This window comes from Oleiphilus sp. HI0066, assembly GCF_001635725.1.
In genome coordinates this window covers 87,592-105,889 of sequence record NZ_LWFH01001222.1, presented here as the reverse complement: position 1 = coordinate 105,889, position 18,298 = coordinate 87,592, and the positions used below count along the sequence as shown (strand labels likewise).

The window sequence follows — 18,298 nt, the reverse complement described above, 5'->3', positions numbered from 1 at the left end:
TTGCTTTACGCTAAAGGTGGAGATGATTAATAGAGGAAGTAATTAACTTTCTCAAAGGCCTCCAAAATTAAGCTCTCAATGGTAAATACAGCGGTGCTTTAGCTTCTTGCGCTATGGTGGATTGGGCTTCGTTTCCAGTAGAAACAATCTGACGAGACACCTGAAATACGTGATATGCCTCGGGAGCATAAACATCGACTGTCGTAGCAACATGCTGACTTAATACGGGAACAGGGTCGCCAGATTTCACAATGCGAAAGGTCTCATTTACCGAAGGCGTTTCCGCCGGCAAAGGTTCTTCTACCCACAAGTAAATGGCTTTATCAACTAATACTCGCTGACAGTGAAGAACCTTGAACCCTTCCTTAGGCTTTAAGGTTGTGTCCTTGCCTTCATTCTCGAGAAGGTATTTATGTACAGTCTTCATTTACGAGTCTCCATCGTTGTGAACCGTAGGTGTCATCCTGTCATCCACGTCACTTCGAAAAAAGAAGATTTATTCGTCTCGAAAGAACGAAAAAAATGATCATAAAAGCGAACAATTATTGATCGAAGTATTCGAACTCATCGTTGATTAATAACTGATGGAAGAAGCTATTTCGCATTCAGTAGCATTGGTTAAACGCTGAAGAGGAGGCTCGTAATGCTGTACCTAAACGTGAACGAAAAAGTATTGGCATATTGGGAACGCACTATAGATCTGTATTACAACATCCATCTAGGGAGTCTTGTAGACGATATTGAGTCAGTGAATCTATTTATTGACAAACAAACGAGCGTTCAAGACACCGTATATCGCTGTGAGCTCGATGTAATACCAGCGAATGGTCAGAAGATATCTATTGCACTCGAACTTGAGAATTGTGGCGCAGCGATCGAGCAGATCTTCGCCAAAGCGAGACGCTCAATGCTGCGTAGAATACGAGGAATCAATGAGCCTAAAACAGTCGCTCAGACTGGTTGATCGAAGCTAGATTTGAACGCGCGGTTTCGGTAATCGACACCACCGCAGGATGTTTTAACTTTCGCTCCGGCGAAATCACGAAGAAGTGCTCTGATACATCAGACACTTCTCCAATTGCCTTTACCCCATACATTGTTTCAACTTGTCGACGCATAGCACTTGGCGCTGGGAAGAAGCCCGCGCCTGCCTCGCCAAAAGCTTTGAGTAATGCACTATCATCAAATTCAGCGACGATTTTCGGAGTAATGCCTTCTCGATCAAACCAATCATCGAGACTGCGACGCAAGACATGATTATTCACTGGCAACAAAACAGGCGCATTATCTAAGAATTTGGAGAATGAACCTTCGTATTGCGCGCACAGGGCGGGTGTTCCAAAAAAGGTCAAATCACTTTCGCCTAACTCATGACTGTAAGCTTTTACATTTAAGCCTGTTGGAATACTTCGATCAGACAAAATCAAATCAAGTTTATGGACGGCTAAGTCACCCAACAGCGTCTCTAGCTTTCCCTCCATACAAACGATTTTGATCGGCTGCTCAAAACTTAGAGCAGGCTCAAGAATCTTGTATGCAATTAACTTAGGTATCGAGTCTACGATCCCAACATTGAAATTAATGGGAGTGCCTGGCTGCTTACTCTTCACTCGCTGAGTCAGTTCAGACCCAAGAGAAAAGATCTCATCTGCATATTGCTCTACAACGCGTCCAGTCTCAGTAATAGCGAGTCCTCGTCCAACACGCTGAAATAAAGGTTCTCCGATACTGTCTTCGAGCACTTTTAACTGACCACTGATAGTCTGTGGCGTCAAATGGAGGATATCGGCAGCTTTCGCAACGCTACCTTCTTTCGCAACAGTCCAAAAATAAAGCAAGTGGTTGTAATTCAAATGCCGCATTGTGATCTCCACTGAATCAATAACATTGGCCGTAAGAGTAAGACAAGCCAATTGAAAGATATATTCGAATAATTAGCCGTTTAATAACGGCTATTACGAGCAATTTTTGAAATCGGATTTACAAAGAAAAACAAATTTATTGCGTCGCAGGATGTGTACGTAGCATCTTCACTTGTTAGATGTTTCAGCCATTTATTCTGCACTATATCCATTCTTTGGCATAATCATCTAAAATAGACTTCATGACCCAATGAATAAAGGAGATTAATCATGCAGCTCAGTAAGATCGACCTAAAAATATTGCGCGAATTACAAAACGATGCGCGTATTAGTTTTGCTGAACTGGCGCGGCGCGTAGGCTTGTCTAGTTCGCCATGCTTTGAACGTGTAAAAAAGCTCGAGCGCGAGGGCATCATCAAAGGTTATCACGCTCAGCTCGATCCAGAAGCCTTAGGCGCATCTCTACTAGTGTTTGTTCAAATTCGCTTGAACAGAACCAGTGACGATATTTTCAAACGCTTCAATGCTGCGGCCCAAGCACTTGAACAAGTGCAAGAGTGCTACTTAGTGTCGGGTAACTTTGACTACCTAATCAAAGCGCGAGTAAACGATATGAATGCCTACCGAATTTTTCTGGGGGAAACACTTTTAACCTTACCTGGAGTCTTAGAATCAACGTCTTATGTAGTGATGGAGCAAGTCAAAGAGACCTTAGATTTATCGATCTAATAAAATCATTACATGCTTCTCAAATTAAATAATAAAGAACATATATCCAATAAAAATNTAAATAACAGACGGTTAGCCTGAAAAATTTTCTTTCAAGCTACAATTAAGAAGATAATTCTGTTCGTTCTTCTCTAACATTATTCGTATTTGAACATGACACGAATCAAGAGGGAGAGAACATGCTTATCGGTGTACCAAAAGAGATTAAAAATCACGAATACCGCGTTGGCTTAACGCCAGCGGGTGTAAAAGAGCTTATCGCAAACAACCACTCTGTTATTGTGCAAAAAAGTGCAGGCGCCGGCATTGGCTTAGAAGATGAGCAATATATTGCGGCAGGCGCACAAATTGTAGCGACTGCAGAAGATGTGTTTGCGCAAGCTGAAATGATTATCAAAGTAAAAGAGCCTCAACCACAAGAATGCGCGCTCCTTCGAGAAGATCAGCTTCTTTTCACATATCTACACCTGGCTCCAGACCCAAAGCAAACTGAACTTCTTTTAAAATCTGGCGTGACAGCAGTTGCATACGAAACAATTACCGATGACAAAGGCGGCCTACCTTTACTTGCACCAATGTCAGAAGTAGCAGGCCGCATGTCTATCCAAGCCGGCGCGCATACTCTTGAGAAAGCACAAGGCGGTAATGGCATGCTACTCGGCGGCGTTCCGGGCGTAGAACCTGCAAGTGTGGTTGTCATTGGTGGCGGAGTTGTAGGTCTAAACGCAGCTCGTATGGCTTCTGGACTTGGCGCTAACGTAACTATCCTTGACCGTAGCATTGAACGCTTGAAGCAAATTGATGACATCTACGGCTCGCAAATGAACACTGTATACAGCACCGCAGATGCAATCGAAAAACACATTAAAAACGCAGACCTAGTGGTCGGCGCCGTGCTGATTCCTGGCGCAGCAGCTCCTAAGCTCATTACCCGCGACATGCTTAAAGACATGAAGAAAGGCGCTGTCTTGGTGGATGTCGCGATTGATCAGGGCGGCTGTTTCGAAACATCAAAAGCAACAACGCATGAAAACCCTACATATGAGGTAGATGGCATTGTTCACTACTGTGTAGCGAATATGCCTGGCGGTGTCGCTAGAACCTCAACCTTTGCATTGACCAATGCGACACTTCCATACGCGATTTCATTGGCAAACAAAGGCGTACATGCGCTGACAGAAAACGCACATTTACTCGAGGGGCTTAACGTCCACAAAGGCATGGTTACTAACGAACCCGTCGCTGAAGCACTTGGATACGCTTATGTATCGCCAGCTTCTGCACTAGCGATGAAAGATATTAAGAAAAGCGCGTAGTTAAAGAAGGTCTGATTAATATTTAGGGGTCGAAAAATCGGCTCCTAAACTTCACATTTTAGTTACCCTCTCCCTCCTCAAACCGCATACAAACTATTACTTGTCACAACCTCTTAATCGTGCAAAACTGAACACATGTTGTAAAATATATCAAACGGCTTATTCATGTCTCATTCATCTCCAAATACCGAACGATGCGGCGCGTACTACACCGCTACAGTCAACCAAGAAAGCGATTACCCGAGCCTAAACCAAGCAATCGATGTTGATGTTGCGATCGTCGGCGGTGGCTTCACCGGTGTGAATACAGCACTTGAGCTCGCAGAAAAAGGCTTGAACGTTGCGTTATTAGAAGCGAACAAAATTGCTTGGGGGGCGACCGGACGTAACGGAGGTCAAGTTACCGGTAGTTTGTCTGGCGACGAAGCAATGCGTAAGCAAATGCGTAACAAACTAGGCAAAGATGTCGATGACTTTATTTGGAATCTGCGTTGGCGTGGTCATGACATCATTAAAGAACGCGTTCAAAAATATAATATCGATTGCGACCTGAAATATGGCCATTTACATGCAGCTTATAAACCAAGCCACATGAAAGAACTCCAAGCAAGTTACGACTTAGCTCTCGCAAATGGCATGGGAGACCAGGTCAAGCTTCTACTGAAGAACGATATTCCTGACTACCTAGAGACAGAGATCTATCACGGCGCGCTCTACAATAAAAAGAACATGCATCTGCATTCTCTCAATCTATGCTTGGGAGAAGCTGCTGCGGCTCAACAACTAGGCGTACAAATATTCGAGAACACACTGGTTGTGGACATCAAGCAGGGCCAACGCCCTCAAGTTATTACCGAGAATGGTGTCGTCACAGCAAATACCGTCTTGTTAGCCGGCAACGCTTATCATCGTCTTCAACGTAGCAAAATGAGTGGAAAGATCTTCCCGGCGGCAGGAGGTATTGTTGCTACTGAGCCCTTGGGCGAGTTAGCTGAGCAAATAAACCCGAAAGATCTTGCTGTGTATGATTGTCGTTTCGTGCTCGACTATTACCGCATGACAGCAGACAAACGTCTCCTATTCGGAGGTGGCGCAAATTATAGCGGCAAGCCTTCACGAGATATAGCTGCTGAATTAAGACCTGCGATTGAACGCACCTTCCCTGCCCTCAAAGGCGTTGGCATCGACTATCAGTGGAGCGGCATGATGGGCATCGTTATCAACCGCATTCCTCAGCTCGGAAAGCTATCTGAAAACGTTTTTTATGCGCAAGGCTACTCTGGACATGGTATCGCAACAAGCCACATTGTCTCCGAAATTATGGCTAATGCCATCACTGGTCATCTGCATGAATTTGATACCTTCGCTCAATGCTCTCATATCCGCGTACCGGGTTCTGAGTGGCTCGGCAATCAGTTCTTAGCCATTGGCATGTGGTACTACCTTTTGCTCGAGAAGTTCAAGTAAAACACTTCAATCAATAACGAATACCCGCACAATCTGTCGCGGGTATTTTTTTGTCTAAAATAAGTGCGATGAGTCCCCCCTAAGAATTTTTAAGCCATCTCTATTGGGTGCTCGATAAGTCTAAAAATAAAAAAAGCCCCCATTGAAACAATGGAGGCCTAGAAGTTCCCTATGTATAAGAAGCCTTATTAGCTCTTCATAGGTATCAATTCACTGCTCGTATTATTTGCCGCTCTTAAGCGCTGTCCACATGCGTGAACCGGCACGGTCAAATTTAGGAGCATAAACAGGAAAAGTGAAAAGATTCTTTTCTACTTCTGGCGTTGGATAAATTGATGGGTCAGATGTAATTTCCTCATCAATCATTTCCTTAGAGCCAGGGATCGCATTTGGATACCAAACGTAGTTTGAGATACCCGCCATCACATCTTTACGCATCAAGAAGTCTAAGAACTTGTGTGCATTTTCTGGGTGGCTTGCATCCTTAGGAATCGCGAGCATATCAAACCAAAGACCTGCGCCTTCCTTAGGAATTACGTAAGATACTTCAACGCCATTTTCAGCTTCGTCAGCACGATCCATCGCTTGAAGAATGTCGCCAGACCAACCGACTGTCACACACACATCACCATTTGCTAGGTCGTTGATATATTGCGAAGAGTGGAAGTAACGAATGTGTGGACGAACTGCACTAAGGGTGTCTTTTACTTTGCCGTTCAAAAGCGCTGTATCAGTTGATTTAGGGTCTTCGCCCAAGTAATTCAATACGGTTGGAACAACTTCGTCCCACGCATCAAGCATTGTGATACCACAGTCAGCTAATTTAGCCGCAATCTCTGGGTTGAAAACCAGATCCCATGAATCAGCAGGCATGTCTTCGCCTAAACGCTCTGTAACTTGTCCCACATTGATACCAATGCCTGTAGTACCCCAAAGGTAAGGAATAGAGTAAGCATTGTCTGGATCATGCGAAGTCAACTTTTCCATCATCGGTGCATCGAGATTTTCATACTGCGGAAGTTTTGACTTATCAAGTGGCTGGAAAACTCCGGCTTGAATTTGACGCGCCAAGAATGTCGCTGAAGGCACAACAACATCATAACCAGTCTTGCCTGAAAGCAGTTTTGCTTCCAGAACATCGTTACTATCGAAGACATCGTAAACGACCTTAATACCAGTCTCGGCTTCAAAATTCGCTAAAGTATCTTCAGCGATATAGTCAGACCAGTTATAAACGTTTAATACTTTCTCTTCGGCCATAGCGCCTGTTGTAGCCACCGCACACGCTGTTGCCAACGCTAGCTTTTTTATTGCTTTCATAATTTTTCCTCGATTACACCCTAAGAAGATCTTAATTAACTCTGCCTTAACTGCTCTGCCGAGTCATTTTCCTTTCTGGAACACATCAATGTCTTATCTATGCCCCATTCGCTTATTGACTAAATGCCGAGCGAATTTCCTTTTGTCTTTGCAATTCATTTCTTCGCATGAACCACCATGCGATAAAGGCCGCCATTGCCACGGCCAAAACAAGTAATGTCGCTAATGCATTTATTTTTGGACTCACACCTAATCGAACACTAGAGAACACCACCATTGGTAAGGTTGTAGAACCTGGCCCCGATACGAAACTCGCGATTACTAAATCATCGAGCGACAAAGTAAATGCCAATAGCCATCCAGCCAATAATGCTGGCGCAACAATTGGTAAAGTGATGTAGATAAACACTTGGAATTTGTTAGCACCAAGATCCATCGCAGCTTCTTCTAAACGTCGATCAAGCTCGCGTAATCTTGCAGACACAACCACAGCCACATAAGCCATGTTAAAAGTTGTATGGGCAATCCAGATCGTTAAGCTACCACGCCCCTCAGGCCAACCAAGTACTTGCGACATCGTTACAAACAAGAGTAAAAGCGACAAACCCGTAATTACTTCCGGCATGACCAAGGGTGCAGTAATCATTCCGGTAAACAGCGTTTTGCCTTTAAATGCGCCCGATCGCACTAAGGCGATCGCGGCCAAGGTGCCTAATGCGACCGCAGCACTCGCACTTAAAAATGCAATTTTCAAACTCATCCAAACGGCGCTCATCATTTGTTCGTCTTCAAATAGCTCGCCGTACCATTTTGTCGAAAATCCTGCCCAAACTGTCACCAAACGCGACTCATTGAACGAGTAGACAATCAATATAAAAATCGGGAAGTATAGAAAAGCAAACCCACCTAATAAGATTGCCCAAGACAATTTATTGGTCTTGTTAGTGCTCATTAGCCTGCTCCTCTAAATCTTTTGCCTGATAACGCTGGAAGATCGTGATCGGCAAAATAAGTAACAGCAACATAACTACTGCCACCGCAGATGCTCCAGGCCAGTTACGCGCATTGAAGAACTCACTCCAAAGCAATTTACCAATCATCAAGGTATCTGGACCGCCCAACAATTCAGGGATAACAAACTCACCGACGGATGGAATAAACACCAGCATTGAGCCTGCAACAATGCCCGAGACAGACAAAGGCAAGGTAATTTTGAAGAATGAACCAATTGGTCTTGCACCAAGATCAGCAGCCGCTTCCAATAAAGTCGAATCGTGCTTCACAAGGTTTGTATAAATCGGCAATACCATAAACGGTAAGTAGGCATACACAATACCGATGTAAACCGCTATCGGAGTATGCAAAATTTCTAGGGGCTGCTCGATCACACCTAAGCCCATCAAGGCATTATTGATTAGACCGTTTTGCTTCAATATACCGATCCAAGCGTAAATACGAATAAGGAATGATGTCCAAGATGGAAGGATGACGAGCATCAACGCGAGGTTTCTAGTGTGCGGGGGCAACTTCGCAATCGCATAAGCAATCGGGTAACCAATCAGCAAACATAAGGTTGTAGCCGTGAACGCAATCTTCACGGAACTAATATAACCACTCAAATAAAGATCATATTCATACAAATCAATGTAATTGAATAAGTTAAGGCTAATCGTATAAACGTCATCAACAAAACTAGTGAGGTCCGTAAACGGCGGCTGCGCTATGCGCGACTCACTAAAAGAGATCTGGAGAACAATCAGAAAGGGAATTAAGAAGAAGACAAGCAGCCAAGAAAACGGTAACAGAACGACCAGTTTCTTGCCCGATTGTTTCAGTGTTTGGGTAAATACTTGGGCGATATTCATGAGTTCAGCATAACTCCGCTATCGTCAGCCCAGTATACATACACCTCATCTTCCCAACTGAGGCGAGGACCATCATCAACTTCTGACCAACGATCACTGTTGGCCATTGATACGAGTACAATTTTTTCGTTTGCTAGTTCAACATGATAAATCGAATGGCTTCCAAGATAAGCAATATCTTTAATCGCACCCTTCGCCCAGTTATAAGGCTGATCCGGGGCACGGCGCTTAATTTGGATTTTCTCAGGTCTGACTGCGTAGGCCATTGGCATACCCAAACTACCTACCACACCATGCGAGGCATGAATGGCAACGGTCAAATCATCGCATATTAACTCAGCATGATCAGACTCATCTTTTGATAGCGTCCCTTCAAAAATATTCACAGAGCCAATAAATTCTGCCGTCATTCGGCTATTCGGATGCTCGTATACATCCACTGGCTCGCCCACCTGGCGAATCACACCTTGATCCATAATGCCGACGCGAGAAGCCATAGTCATCGCTTCTTCTTGGTCATGCGTTACCATCACGCATGTCACCTCAACAGCCTCTAAGATATCGACAATTTCAAGCTGCATTTGAGTACGCAGTTTTTTATCTAAGGCACCCATTGGCTCATCCAACAGGAGTAACTTAGGCTCTTTAGCCAAACTACGAGCTAGCGCAACACGTTGCTGTTGCCCTCCAGATAATTGATGCGGTTTTCGCTTCGCATATTCCGTCATACGAACAAGGTTTAATACTTCTTCAACTTTATTAGCAATCGCAGGTCTTGAGAGATTATCGTGCTTCAGACCAAAGGCAATATTTTGCTCGACCGTCATATGAGGAAATAGAGCGTAGGATTGAAACATCATATTAACCGGACGCTCATAAGGAGGAACATCCAACATACTTTGACCATCAAGAATGATGTCACCAGACGTAGGCTTTTCAAAACCTGCCAACATTCTTAATAAAGTAGATTTACCACAACCAGAAGCACCAAGCAGAGCGAAAATTTCTCCTTGATAGATATCTAAGCTAACGTCGTTGACCGCTTTGAAACCATCAAAATCTTTAACAACTTGAGAAATAGATAGGTGAACATTTTTTTTATCATCGGCAAATGATGACGCCATGATTTTCTCCAAAAACAACAACCGCTCTTCGGCTTTTTATTATGTATGCAAAGATGCTGCCAAGTTGCCACTATATCAAACAGAAGCGTTCAATTTATGCAACAGCACATCCTAATACTAATCAGTTCACAAACATTAAACCGGTCAGAGTTCACGTTTGATAAATCGCACACCTTAAACAATACACACAAAGCCACATTTACGCACCACGAAAATGCATCAACCTTCTAGCTCGTTCACTTAAGGTGCACGGACATATGCAGGGCCTCATCTTCGTAGCCTGCACTAATCTGGCTCTCCGCCAAAATCTCAAACTCAAAAGAGCACCAAAACTGTTCTGAGCCTTGTACGGCCACCAAATGCACTTGCTTATAATGATTCAAGCGTGCAATATTTAGCACACTTAAGACGAGTTCTTTGGCTGCCCCCTGACCTCTTGCATCAGGGTGCAAAGCCAGATCATGTATGAATAGATCATCAGTTTCCGGCAGAGCATTAAGCTCAACATGTAATTTAGGCGTGTCATTAATCGGCCAGGGGTGCGCTAAACAATATCCGAGCAAGTCCTCGTCATTGCGAATAGCTAAACACGTCTCAGGTGCAAGCAGCCATTTCGCTTTGAGCACGTCTACTGATTCAGGATAGTCGTCCGCATACGCTTTGTGCTGAATATCCATGATACGAGACCAATCAGCGTGATTTATGGCATCTATTGAAAACATTGTTACTACAACCCTTAAGCATTGAAGACCATGAATATTTTTGCATACGGCACATTAATGTATCCCGAACTTCTCGCGCAGTTAACCAAGAAGGAATGGCAAATGACGCCAGCTACATTACATGGTTATCGCCGCTGCATTTTATTAAAAGAAGGTTTTGGGTCTTCTCCAATTATCGTACCCGATAAAAACGCTTCCGTAACCGGAAAAATTTTATACAACGTTGACCCAGAAACCTTAAATTTATTAGACGCTTACGAGTGCGTTGATCAAGGTATCTATGCTCGTAAATCTGTCACCGCTATCTGCAAGAATAGCAACAGCATCATTGACGTAGAATGCTATGAAGCTGGCTCTTCAGAGATCACATTCGGCAGGACCTGGAATCAAGCACAATTCGAATCAGCATATTATGAGCATTTTAAAACGCACATCATTCCAGAGTTTTTGAGCGAGTACTTTTCATCATGAGCGAACAAAGACTTCTCTTACTCTCAGTATTTGCATCAACATTCTTTGCCGTTTTTGGATTGGTATTAGGCATCGTCAGCGGCTCTGGCATGATCCTATTTGATGCCGTTTATTCAGCGATGAATATCGGCTTAACCGTTCTGTCTATGCACATCATTAAAGTGGTTGAAGCAGGACAATCACCAAGATTCCCTTATGGCAAATCACTATTTGAAACGCTGTTCATTCTTTTAAATAATCATCAAAGCTTTCTTGCAGATAATTACTAAATGGAGTTGACCGTAAGTCAACTTCGTTGGCATTGGCAAGGTTTAGTACCACCACTGATGAACAGCAAAATAGTACTGTAGAGGGTAAAAAACATTTCATTTTTAAGCCTCATTGATTGAACAATGGAATCATAGTAACTTTCTAAATATGAACAAAGAGTGAACAAATACGTTCGTTGCTGATCAGACTTAGAGCGCTCGTGCACATTTCATTCACATTCGGTTTAGTAGGTTTTAATTTAGTGATCAGATTGGTAATGGAAGCTAAGCTGAGATCAAGGCTCCCTTAGTCGGGGTAGGTAAAAGTTCGGGGATTGGACAGTTCTAATTTTAATCAATAACTTATAACAGGTCAGGAGCTATCGATGCAGAATAAAATTTTAGGCAGTATCGTTTTTGTTGCCGCTAGCGTTTTAGGAGCTTTAACTTATGCTGTAGAAGAGTCAACTCACATTAGTGAAGAACAAGCAATCGAAAATGCACTTGGTGCGCTCGATATAGAAGTTATAGGCATTCGGTTTGACGAGCCTGACACTCAGTGGGACGTATTCATCCGAACGAAAGATCAAGCTTATGAAATTGAGGTAAATGCTATTAGCGGCGAGATCATCGCCGTCGAGAAAGAGAGCCTTGATGAAATTCAATCCGAGCTTTCCGGTAACTTGTCGCACGAAGGTGTCGAAGGCGATACCGACTAATCGCGTAGCAATGCTCTAACTATTTGTTGTTACTCAGAACCAATAAGACAGGGTGAAAGATCTATTCTAGTTGTATGAGTAGCTCAATCCGGTGAGGACCAATAAGTGAAATACGCGAAAAGGGTGGCCCTGATCGATCTATGAGGCAAAGATCGGATTAAATGATAGGTAAAGTATAATCCGATGTACGCTTGCGAGCAGAAGCAGTCTTTTCGTTAGCCATCGAAACGGCGCTCTCTAACAGCCGCTAATGTCTAGAATCCACGAGTTTCCACGACGGAATACGTACACTTTTTTAAATACAAACTACTTATATTCGAGCAGCATGTTGATATCAGAAATCCTTATTTTATGACCCCATCGCTAGCCAACCGCTCATCATGGGGAATTACTGCACTAAGTGAACAAAAATGAGATGGTCTGCGTAACTATAATTTACGAACTTGGCTAGCTTTAATGGACTTAGTATTTTTTGACTTAGATGGCACCTTACTGAATAAATCTTCGGAAATATCTGCATTCACTCTCGATACTCTTCAGATGCTTAAGGAAAAAGGTATTGCGCACACCTTGGCGACGGGGAGAACAATGTCATCAGCCCAACAAATTATTCATGTCTATGACTTCGACCTGCCGCATATTTACTGCAATGGCGTAGCCCTCTGGGATCCGAAACACCAATCTCTAACTTTGGATAATCTACTCAGTCAAAATGACATTGACACTATTGTTGACTTTTCACTTTCGAAAGGGGTAGCTCCATTTATCAACACCATAGATAGTCTTTATCAACACACTATTTTTTATCCCACTCTTCAACGACAAATTGAAAAAGACCTCGTGGATAATTACTACGCGAAGAGCAATCTCAAACTCAGGCCGCTTTCTGAGTTTGAAACACATTGCCGAGTTACCAATATCAGCATGATCGGAGATACCAATCTGATACAGGTGCTTTGGCAGTATTTTAACGAGTTTGACTCAATAGTTGCTTACTCTGGCACGGCTATAGAGGGCGATCATTATAGTTGGATGGATGTCCATCATCGATTAGCCAACAAAGGTAGTGCCGTGAAGTCCTTAAAAGAGCAACTAGGTGCCAGCAACGTCATATGTTTTGGTGACAGTTACAACGATGAGACAATGTTTAATTTAGCAGATGAGTGTTATGCACCCGAGAACGCCAAAACTGTCATTAAAAAGTTGGCCAACGAAGTTATAGGCCATCACCATCAAGATGGCGTAGCGCACTTTTTAAGAGAACGTTTCTCACTCTGACTGTACTTCTATCATCGTGTTCACTTTATTCAATGCACGGCGAGCAAATCGAAATACTCTTGCACGCCTTTCAAGGCAAACAATGCAAGGTTAGTTCAGCGCCCAAGAGCATCAACGTATTGCGTGGTGAGCTTTTAGAGCCTGCAGAGTGCGCCGAATAAGGCTTAGATTAAGTGCCCGCAAGCAAGCGGCCTTGTACTTAGCCTGCTCCCTAGGAGAAGCAGTCTTGCAAGCATACAAGCCTAAAACCTCCTTTCCTCTTGAAGCACGCATTAAGAGGTTCGCGGACCTTTGAAAGAAAGTTCGCTACGAGACCTGTAGAAATAGACCTGTGACCTTTTTTCTGTGATTCTGAACTCGCTGAAAGTTTAGGAAAAAGTGCGGGAGAGCATTGCAAGTTGCATTATGTGAGTCTGGTGGTGGAGATTACCATCACGATCGCCTTAATTTGTAACTTCCTCTTTTTGCCGGCCTTATTGTTGAAAGTGGATAAAAATAAGTCTTAGGGATAACTCGCATTGAGTTTCCCTTCTGGTGGTTGCAGAAACGTTTTTGGAAGTCTCGTTAACTAAAAATAAAGTATGATACTGCCAGCAACTGTTAGTAAAACATTTGCAAAAGCATAGGCTCCAGTATAACCAAGCGAGGGCAAGCTGCTGTTTGCTGCCTTTGTAACGACGCTCAATGATGCACCACTGGTCATGGAACCGGTGATTCCCCCCAGTAAATAAACAGGGTGGATCTTTAATACCAAGCGTCCAAATGAGTAACCAGCAGCAATGGGGACGGTTGTTACCACGATGCCGGCTAAAATTAATGTTGGGCCTGCGGCTGCAAGCGTCTCGATAATGTCGGCGCCGGCTCGCAGTCCAACTCCCGCCATAAATAGTAATAAACCGAACTCCATCAAAAACCATCTAGCTGCGTCAGGCATACGTCCAAAAGTAGGTTTCACACTCCTCAGATAACCAATTGCTAAACCGGATGCCAGTAGGCCTCCTGCGGAACCAAGTCCAATCGAGAGGTTACCAATGTTAACGGCAAACAAGCCAATCAATACGCCGATAGCGATCCCGAACGAAAAGGTCACCATATCTGTTTCCATCATTGCACGTTCAACGTGCCCAAGGTCCTTACCCAGCAGGTCAATGTATTCACCCAAACCAGTTACGGTAAGAATGTCGCCTTTTTTTAATTCAATATCGGGATCACATGGGATTTCTACGCGCGTGCGAGTAAGCTTTTTAAGCAGCACGCCGTATTGCTGGGGTAACTTGATATCTGATAGTTTTTTGCCTGTGATAGCAGGATTGATGACTACGATTTGAGCGGTATCGATTAAAGCATCAGTATTCTTTTCCGGAGTAATTTCTTGGCCCACATCAGCAAGAATTTCTGTGAAATATTCCGCGGTGCCAAGAATTAGAATTTCGTCGTCTAGCTGTAACCTGATGTTGGGGTTGCTGGCCAAGACCTCACCGTTTCGGCGCACTCTAACAACGGATCGTTTGTCCCAGTATTTTTCAGCCAAATCCGCAACAGGGACTTTGGTAAGAGATTCATTTGTTAGTCGGTAAACTCGAGCAGAGATATTACCAATATTATAGTCATCACTACCTTGTCTGGCTTCCTCCATACGCTTTGCCTCGGCTGCGAGATTTATCCCGAGGAGTTGTGGAAGCATTTTGATAATCGCAATGAGACCAGCCAAGCCAAAGATGTATGTAATTGCATAACCAGTAGCAACATTACCGATCATCTCATCGACTGTAATCCCCTCAGGTGGCAGGACTTGGCCTGACCTAAGCGCCTCTTGCGCGGCGGCAAGTGTAGGCGAACTGGTAAGACCACCAGAGAGCAAACCGGCTGATGTGCCAGGTGACATATCAAGTATATAAGACGCCGTAATCGCGATGCCAAAACCAGTCGTGGCGATCACAAGAGCCAGAAGAAAATACTTCAAACCATCTGTTCTGAGTACATCAAAAAAACTTGGTCCCGCTTGATATCCCACTGAAAAAATGAATAAGGCAAAACCCACAGATTGGGCTCCGGGTGACATTTCAAAACCAAAATGCCCTAGGAAAAGCCCTGCAAATAGCACTCCTGCAACAGGCCCGAGAGAAAACGACCCTATTCTGATATCGCCAAGTAGATATCCAATCCCGATAATTAGGAATAGAGTCAGGACAGGTTGGTTTGAGAGCAAGTGGAGAAATTGCTCAAAGACCGTATAGGTTTCCATATCGAAAGTCCTTTTGACCTTGTTTAGTTGGTAGGAGTTGGTTGTTGAGTTTTATATTATTGGCCATAACAGAAACAAAGCATAAATTTTTATAGTTTGAGTGACAGGGTGGTCCGAGTAAAAATATGGGACAAGCTAGATATCTTGATACTTCGTGGTGCATTTAGAATGATGAGGGTATAGCTAACTTTCGCCCGCTGCTTTCTTATTATGATTCATTAGGTTAATCATGCAGTACTATGGCAACGCAAATTCGATGTCAGATCAAACTCAGTCATTCAATGTCTGGTATTTTTATCCACTTCGTATCAACTTTGGAAGCGCATATGAGCCCCAATATTTTGTTGTCGAGGTATCTCTGAACATCCCTAAGTTAACGTCAGAAAATTTGTAGTTGCGAGCTAAACCTATCAACGACAGCTGCTTATTCCCAAAGTAAGCTTGTGTCTAGTAGCGGAAGCCGCCGTCATTCCATTCGAGACAGCTGCAGTCCTCTTGAACCAGCCATTTCGTCCGTTAATCGTTTGAGACGGCCATGCTTGAGGATCTTACTCGGCGCCCTATACAAAATTACGGGCATTATTTAATATTTGAACTGTCAAATTATAATATTGTTTCTTCTCTCTTAATCTAATCAAGCTTCTTTAGCATTAAATATATGATCCAAGTTTTGATCGTAGGCGGTACCCACGGCAATGAGCGTACTGGCGTTCAGTTAATTCGTCGTTTACAGGCAAGTTCGACAGAGTTAGAGCGCAATCATTTTGTAGCGAAAACCTTATTGGCCAACCAATTAGCGATGGCAAATAACCGACGATACCTCGATCAGGATTTGAATCGATGTTTTAGTGAAGAGTTGCTCAGTAATATACCGGAGAATCGAGAACAATCCCGAGCAAAAGAAATAAATGAACAATTTGGCCCCAAAGGCCCTAACACTCAGACTGACTGGATTATTGACCTACATACCACTACAGCAAATATGGGGATTACGCTTATAGTTCAGCAGAACGATCCGCTTGCTTTGGATATGGCCCTTTATGTGCAAAAACAACTACCAGGCGCTGTAATATTTTATGAAGATAACGCCCCTACTACAAATTCTTTTCTTTGTTCGATAGCCAAGCATGGTTTTCTCATTGAAGTTGGTCCTGTAGCGCAAGGCTTGCTTCGGTGGGATGCTTTTGAACACACACGCCAAGCATTGAGCCATGCCTTAGACTTTATCGATTTACAATTAAGTGGACAACTGAGCCTACCCTCTATCCGAGAAGCCGACGTCTTCCAGTTTACTGAGAAACTGCATTTGCCGCGGGATGAAAGTGGTGAAATCATCGGCATGATACACCCGCAATTACAGGATCAGGATTATTGTCAATTATCCCCGGGCGAGCCAATTTTTATTTTGGACACCGGAGAAACAGTCTTGTTTGAGTATCACGAACCGGTCTATGTCGCTTTTGTTAATGAAGCCGCCTATTATGACCAGGCTCATGGCCTGTCACTCATGCGCAAGAGACACCTAACGTGGACCGACTGACATCCCGAACTTGTTTGTAACTCCGTGCTTTATCCCATGTCTGGTCAGGTCAGGGGCTGAAGGCTGAGAACTACTGTTCCTGAAGGCCGGAAGGACATCGTTAAGGCTTTTTCAGTTTTTATTTCCTCTCCCAGGATTCAACTGACACTAAGATAGCGAGTTGCTAACGGCTGCTGTTGGAATGCGCTGGTAGAGCTACAATATTGCATACGTCGACGTTTATGGTGAGTAAATGATATTCGCATTGGCCAGATCGACAACGGGGACCCGATATTATCCCTAGACCATTAATGTGCAGATGATGAATAACACCTTACAACAGAACTAATTTTTTATGATTTCTATTTCAAGATTCGAGACGCTCAACCCTGGTCCACATTTGATTGTTTTAGGAGCTGTGCATGGCAATGAAACCTGCGGTACCACTGCTATTCGCAAGCTAATTGATGAACTCAACAATGGGCTCTCTTTAACCAAAGGCACATTGACGTGCGTCCCGATTTGTAATCCCAAAGCATACGAACAAGGTACCCGCTTCTATGAACGTAACCTCAACCGCGCGATGTACATAAAAGAGTCGCCTAAAGACTATGAAGACTTCATCGATCCCGTGCTTTGCGGTCTTCTCGATCAAGCTGATGTATTGCTCGACATTCATTCTTATGCTTCCCAAGGTGGGCCCTTTGGATTCTTAGGCTCCACGAATACTCAGGAGATTGAATATTGCCGTTCGCTGGGTATCAATGACTTTGTTTATGGCTGGGCAGAGGCCTTCGGTAAGGTTGAAGAAGATCCAAGAGATAACATGGGCACCGTTGAATACGCTAGATCGGTAGGCTGTGTTGCGACAACCATCGAGTGTGGCAACCATCTTAACGACGATGCCGCGGATATTGCTTACTACACCATTATTAATGCACTCACACATCTGGGGATGATGGATCCTAGAGGCGTCGAGCAAGATAGAGTAAAGCCAACGGATCAACAACGATTCGTACAAATGAAGTCAGTTTTTTATAAAGAAAAAGAAGGCGACACCACTCAGCCCTGGAAGCATTACGATACCGTGGAAAAAAATGATGTGTTGGCAACTTACGCCGATGGTGAGGAGCTTGTCGCCCCCGAACGAGGCGTCATCATATTACCAAAATTACACACCAGTGTGGGTGGTGAATGGTTTTACTTCGGCGTTGAAACAGCGAGTCCTGAACCACTATCTTGATACCAAAATAAAACACTCTTTGTGTTACAGATGATGCCGATGGAAAGCTCTATCCTGATTCGGAGGAGGTGTAATGTATTTCGGCTCATCAAACTCATTAGCCATTGTCGTCAGCTTTATAAATCTTCTTAACGTCTATAAAGATACAGTTCAACCCAGTTTTCAATATC

Annotated in this window: 18 protein-coding genes; 10 read left to right on the top strand and 8 right to left on the bottom strand. The window is 43.7% G+C overall.

What is annotated here, in order from left to right; translation table 11 throughout:
• Positions 1–67 precede the first annotated feature (67 nt).
• Entirely contained in the window at positions 68–427 is a 360-nt protein-coding gene (locus A3738_RS17340) for a hypothetical protein (RefSeq protein WP_068502861.1), read from the bottom strand.
• 216 nt (positions 428–643) lie between these two features.
• Between A3738_RS17340 and A3738_RS17335 the strand changes: the two genes are divergently transcribed.
• Positions 644–964, top strand: coding sequence for a hypothetical protein (locus tag A3738_RS17335; protein WP_068481778.1), 321 nt, complete (start codon positions 644–646; stop codon positions 962–964).
• On the opposite strand, the gene nhaR is transcribed toward A3738_RS17335, so the two are convergent.
• The gene (nhaR, locus tag A3738_RS17330; RefSeq protein WP_068476073.1) at positions 939–1,862 is read right to left on the bottom strand and encodes a transcriptional activator NhaR; all 924 of its coding nucleotides are present in this window, start codon (positions 1,860–1,862) and stop codon (positions 939–941) included. The two genes, A3738_RS17335 and nhaR, sit on opposite strands and share 26 nt — an antisense overlap.
• Before the next feature lie 270 nt (positions 1,863–2,132).
• On the opposite strand from nhaR, the gene A3738_RS17325 reads away from it, so the two are divergent.
• The 3 genes from A3738_RS17325 to A3738_RS17315 all read left to right on the top strand — a co-directional run bounded on the left by A3738_RS17325 (position 2,133) and on the right by A3738_RS17315 (position 5,374).
• Entirely contained in the window at positions 2,133–2,591 is a 459-nt protein-coding gene (locus A3738_RS17325) for a winged helix-turn-helix transcriptional regulator (protein ID WP_068481781.1), read from the top strand.
• Between the two features lie 179 nt (positions 2,592–2,770).
• Positions 2,771–3,907 carry an alanine dehydrogenase gene (gene ald / locus A3738_RS17320; RefSeq protein ID WP_068478120.1) on the top strand — a complete coding sequence of 379 codons (1,137 nt, stop codon included), beginning with the start codon at positions 2,771–2,773 and terminating at the stop codon, positions 3,905–3,907.
• A gap of 165 nt (positions 3,908–4,072) precedes the next feature.
• A complete protein-coding gene (locus tag A3738_RS17315) occupies positions 4,073–5,374 on the top strand; it encodes an FAD-binding oxidoreductase (RefSeq protein WP_068502863.1) in 1,302 nt (433 codons plus the stop codon).
• A gap of 222 nt (positions 5,375–5,596) precedes the next feature.
• On the opposite strand, the gene A3738_RS17310 is transcribed toward A3738_RS17315, so the two are convergent.
• From A3738_RS17310 to A3738_RS17290, 5 genes are all read right to left on the bottom strand, one after another.
• Positions 5,597–6,694, bottom strand: a complete 1,098-nt coding sequence (locus A3738_RS17310; protein WP_068478930.1) for an extracellular solute-binding protein — start codon at positions 6,692–6,694, stop codon at positions 5,597–5,599.
• A gap of 112 nt (positions 6,695–6,806) precedes the next feature.
• Positions 6,807–7,646 (bottom strand): ABC transporter permease subunit, encoded by an 840-nt coding sequence (locus A3738_RS17305; RefSeq protein ID WP_068502866.1) that lies wholly within the window; start codon positions 7,644–7,646, stop codon positions 6,807–6,809.
• Positions 7,636–8,559: an ABC transporter permease subunit gene (locus A3738_RS17300; RefSeq protein ID WP_068502869.1), complete on the bottom strand. Its 924-nt coding sequence runs from the start codon at positions 8,557–8,559 to the stop codon at positions 7,636–7,638. The genes A3738_RS17305 and A3738_RS17300 overlap by 11 nt, the downstream gene beginning before the upstream one ends.
• Positions 8,556–9,683, bottom strand: a complete 1,128-nt coding sequence (locus tag A3738_RS17295) for an ABC transporter ATP-binding protein (RefSeq protein ID WP_068502874.1) — start codon at positions 9,681–9,683, stop codon at positions 8,556–8,558. The genes A3738_RS17300 and A3738_RS17295 overlap by 4 nt, the downstream gene beginning before the upstream one ends.
• Positions 9,684–9,919: 236 nt before the next feature.
• The gene (locus A3738_RS17290; RefSeq protein ID WP_068502877.1) at positions 9,920–10,405 is read right to left on the bottom strand and encodes a GNAT family N-acetyltransferase; all 486 of its coding nucleotides are present in this window, start codon (positions 10,403–10,405) and stop codon (positions 9,920–9,922) included.
• 30 nt (positions 10,406–10,435) lie between these two features.
• On the opposite strand from A3738_RS17290, the gene A3738_RS17285 reads away from it, so the two are divergent.
• From A3738_RS17285 to A3738_RS17270, 4 genes are all read left to right on the top strand, one after another.
• On the top strand, positions 10,436–10,876 hold the full coding sequence (locus A3738_RS17285; protein ID WP_068478918.1) for a gamma-glutamylcyclotransferase family protein: 441 nt from the start codon (positions 10,436–10,438) through the stop codon (positions 10,874–10,876).
• Positions 10,873–11,145 (top strand): cation transporter, encoded by a 273-nt coding sequence (locus A3738_RS17280; RefSeq protein WP_068502880.1) that lies wholly within the window; start codon positions 10,873–10,875, stop codon positions 11,143–11,145. Before A3738_RS17285 ends, A3738_RS17280 begins: the two co-directional genes overlap by 4 nt.
• A gap of 365 nt (positions 11,146–11,510) precedes the next feature.
• Positions 11,511–11,843: a PepSY domain-containing protein gene (locus tag A3738_RS17275; protein ID WP_068478913.1), complete on the top strand. Its 333-nt coding sequence runs from the start codon at positions 11,511–11,513 to the stop codon at positions 11,841–11,843.
• Between the two features lie 456 nt (positions 11,844–12,299).
• On the top strand, positions 12,300–13,121 hold the full coding sequence (locus A3738_RS17270) for an HAD family hydrolase (protein WP_068502885.1): 822 nt from the start codon (positions 12,300–12,302) through the stop codon (positions 13,119–13,121).
• A gap of 568 nt (positions 13,122–13,689) precedes the next feature.
• Here the strand turns inward: A3738_RS17270 and A3738_RS17265 are convergent.
• Positions 13,690–15,366, bottom strand: a complete 1,677-nt coding sequence (locus A3738_RS17265) for an aspartate:alanine exchanger family transporter (RefSeq protein WP_068502889.1) — start codon at positions 15,364–15,366, stop codon at positions 13,690–13,692.
• A gap of 658 nt (positions 15,367–16,024) precedes the next feature.
• Between A3738_RS17265 and A3738_RS17260 the strand changes: the two genes are divergently transcribed.
• Both A3738_RS17260 and A3738_RS17255 read left to right on the top strand, forming a co-directional pair.
• Positions 16,025–16,906, top strand: a complete 882-nt coding sequence (locus A3738_RS17260; protein WP_068502893.1) for an aspartoacylase — start codon at positions 16,025–16,027, stop codon at positions 16,904–16,906.
• 334 nt (positions 16,907–17,240) lie between these two features.
• Positions 17,241–18,128: a succinylglutamate desuccinylase/aspartoacylase family protein gene (locus A3738_RS17255; RefSeq protein WP_068502896.1), complete on the top strand. Its 888-nt coding sequence runs from the start codon at positions 17,241–17,243 to the stop codon at positions 18,126–18,128.
• Positions 18,129–18,298: the final 170 nt, after the last annotated feature.

What these genes read in the sequence shown, in the direction of transcription:
- A3738_RS17340 (WP_068502861.1), bottom strand. Translation starts at nt 427, where the DNA reads ATGAAGACTGTACATAAATACCTTCTCGAGAATGAAGGCAAGGACACA.
- A3738_RS17335 (WP_068481778.1), top strand. Translation starts at nt 644, where the DNA reads ATGCTGTACCTAAACGTGAACGAAAAAGTATTGGCATATTGGGAACGC.
- nhaR (WP_068476073.1), bottom strand. Translation starts at nt 1,862, where the DNA reads ATGCGGCATTTGAATTACAACCACTTGCTTTATTTTTGGACTGTTGCG.
- A3738_RS17325 (WP_068481781.1), top strand. Translation starts at nt 2,133, where the DNA reads ATGCAGCTCAGTAAGATCGACCTAAAAATATTGCGCGAATTACAAAAC.
- ald (WP_068478120.1), top strand. Translation starts at nt 2,771, where the DNA reads ATGCTTATCGGTGTACCAAAAGAGATTAAAAATCACGAATACCGCGTT.
- A3738_RS17315 (WP_068502863.1), top strand. Translation starts at nt 4,073, where the DNA reads ATGTCTCATTCATCTCCAAATACCGAACGATGCGGCGCGTACTACACC.
- A3738_RS17310 (WP_068478930.1), bottom strand. Translation starts at nt 6,694, where the DNA reads ATGAAAGCAATAAAAAAGCTAGCGTTGGCAACAGCGTGTGCGGTGGCT.
- A3738_RS17305 (WP_068502866.1), bottom strand. Translation starts at nt 7,646, where the DNA reads ATGAGCACTAACAAGACCAATAAATTGTCTTGGGCAATCTTATTAGGT.
- A3738_RS17300 (WP_068502869.1), bottom strand. Translation starts at nt 8,559, where the DNA reads ATGAATATCGCCCAAGTATTTACCCAAACACTGAAACAATCGGGCAAG.
- A3738_RS17295 (WP_068502874.1), bottom strand. Translation starts at nt 9,683, where the DNA reads ATGGCGTCATCATTTGCCGATGATAAAAAAAATGTTCACCTATCTATT.
- A3738_RS17290 (WP_068502877.1), bottom strand. Translation starts at nt 10,405, where the DNA reads ATGTTTTCAATAGATGCCATAAATCACGCTGATTGGTCTCGTATCATG.
- A3738_RS17285 (WP_068478918.1), top strand. Translation starts at nt 10,436, where the DNA reads ATGAATATTTTTGCATACGGCACATTAATGTATCCCGAACTTCTCGCG.
- A3738_RS17280 (WP_068502880.1), top strand. Translation starts at nt 10,873, where the DNA reads ATGAGCGAACAAAGACTTCTCTTACTCTCAGTATTTGCATCAACATTC.
- A3738_RS17275 (WP_068478913.1), top strand. Translation starts at nt 11,511, where the DNA reads ATGCAGAATAAAATTTTAGGCAGTATCGTTTTTGTTGCCGCTAGCGTT.
- A3738_RS17270 (WP_068502885.1), top strand. Translation starts at nt 12,300, where the DNA reads ATGGACTTAGTATTTTTTGACTTAGATGGCACCTTACTGAATAAATCT.
- A3738_RS17265 (WP_068502889.1), bottom strand. Translation starts at nt 15,366, where the DNA reads ATGGAAACCTATACGGTCTTTGAGCAATTTCTCCACTTGCTCTCAAAC.
- A3738_RS17260 (WP_068502893.1), top strand. Translation starts at nt 16,025, where the DNA reads ATGATCCAAGTTTTGATCGTAGGCGGTACCCACGGCAATGAGCGTACT.
- A3738_RS17255 (WP_068502896.1), top strand. Translation starts at nt 17,241, where the DNA reads ATGATTTCTATTTCAAGATTCGAGACGCTCAACCCTGGTCCACATTTG.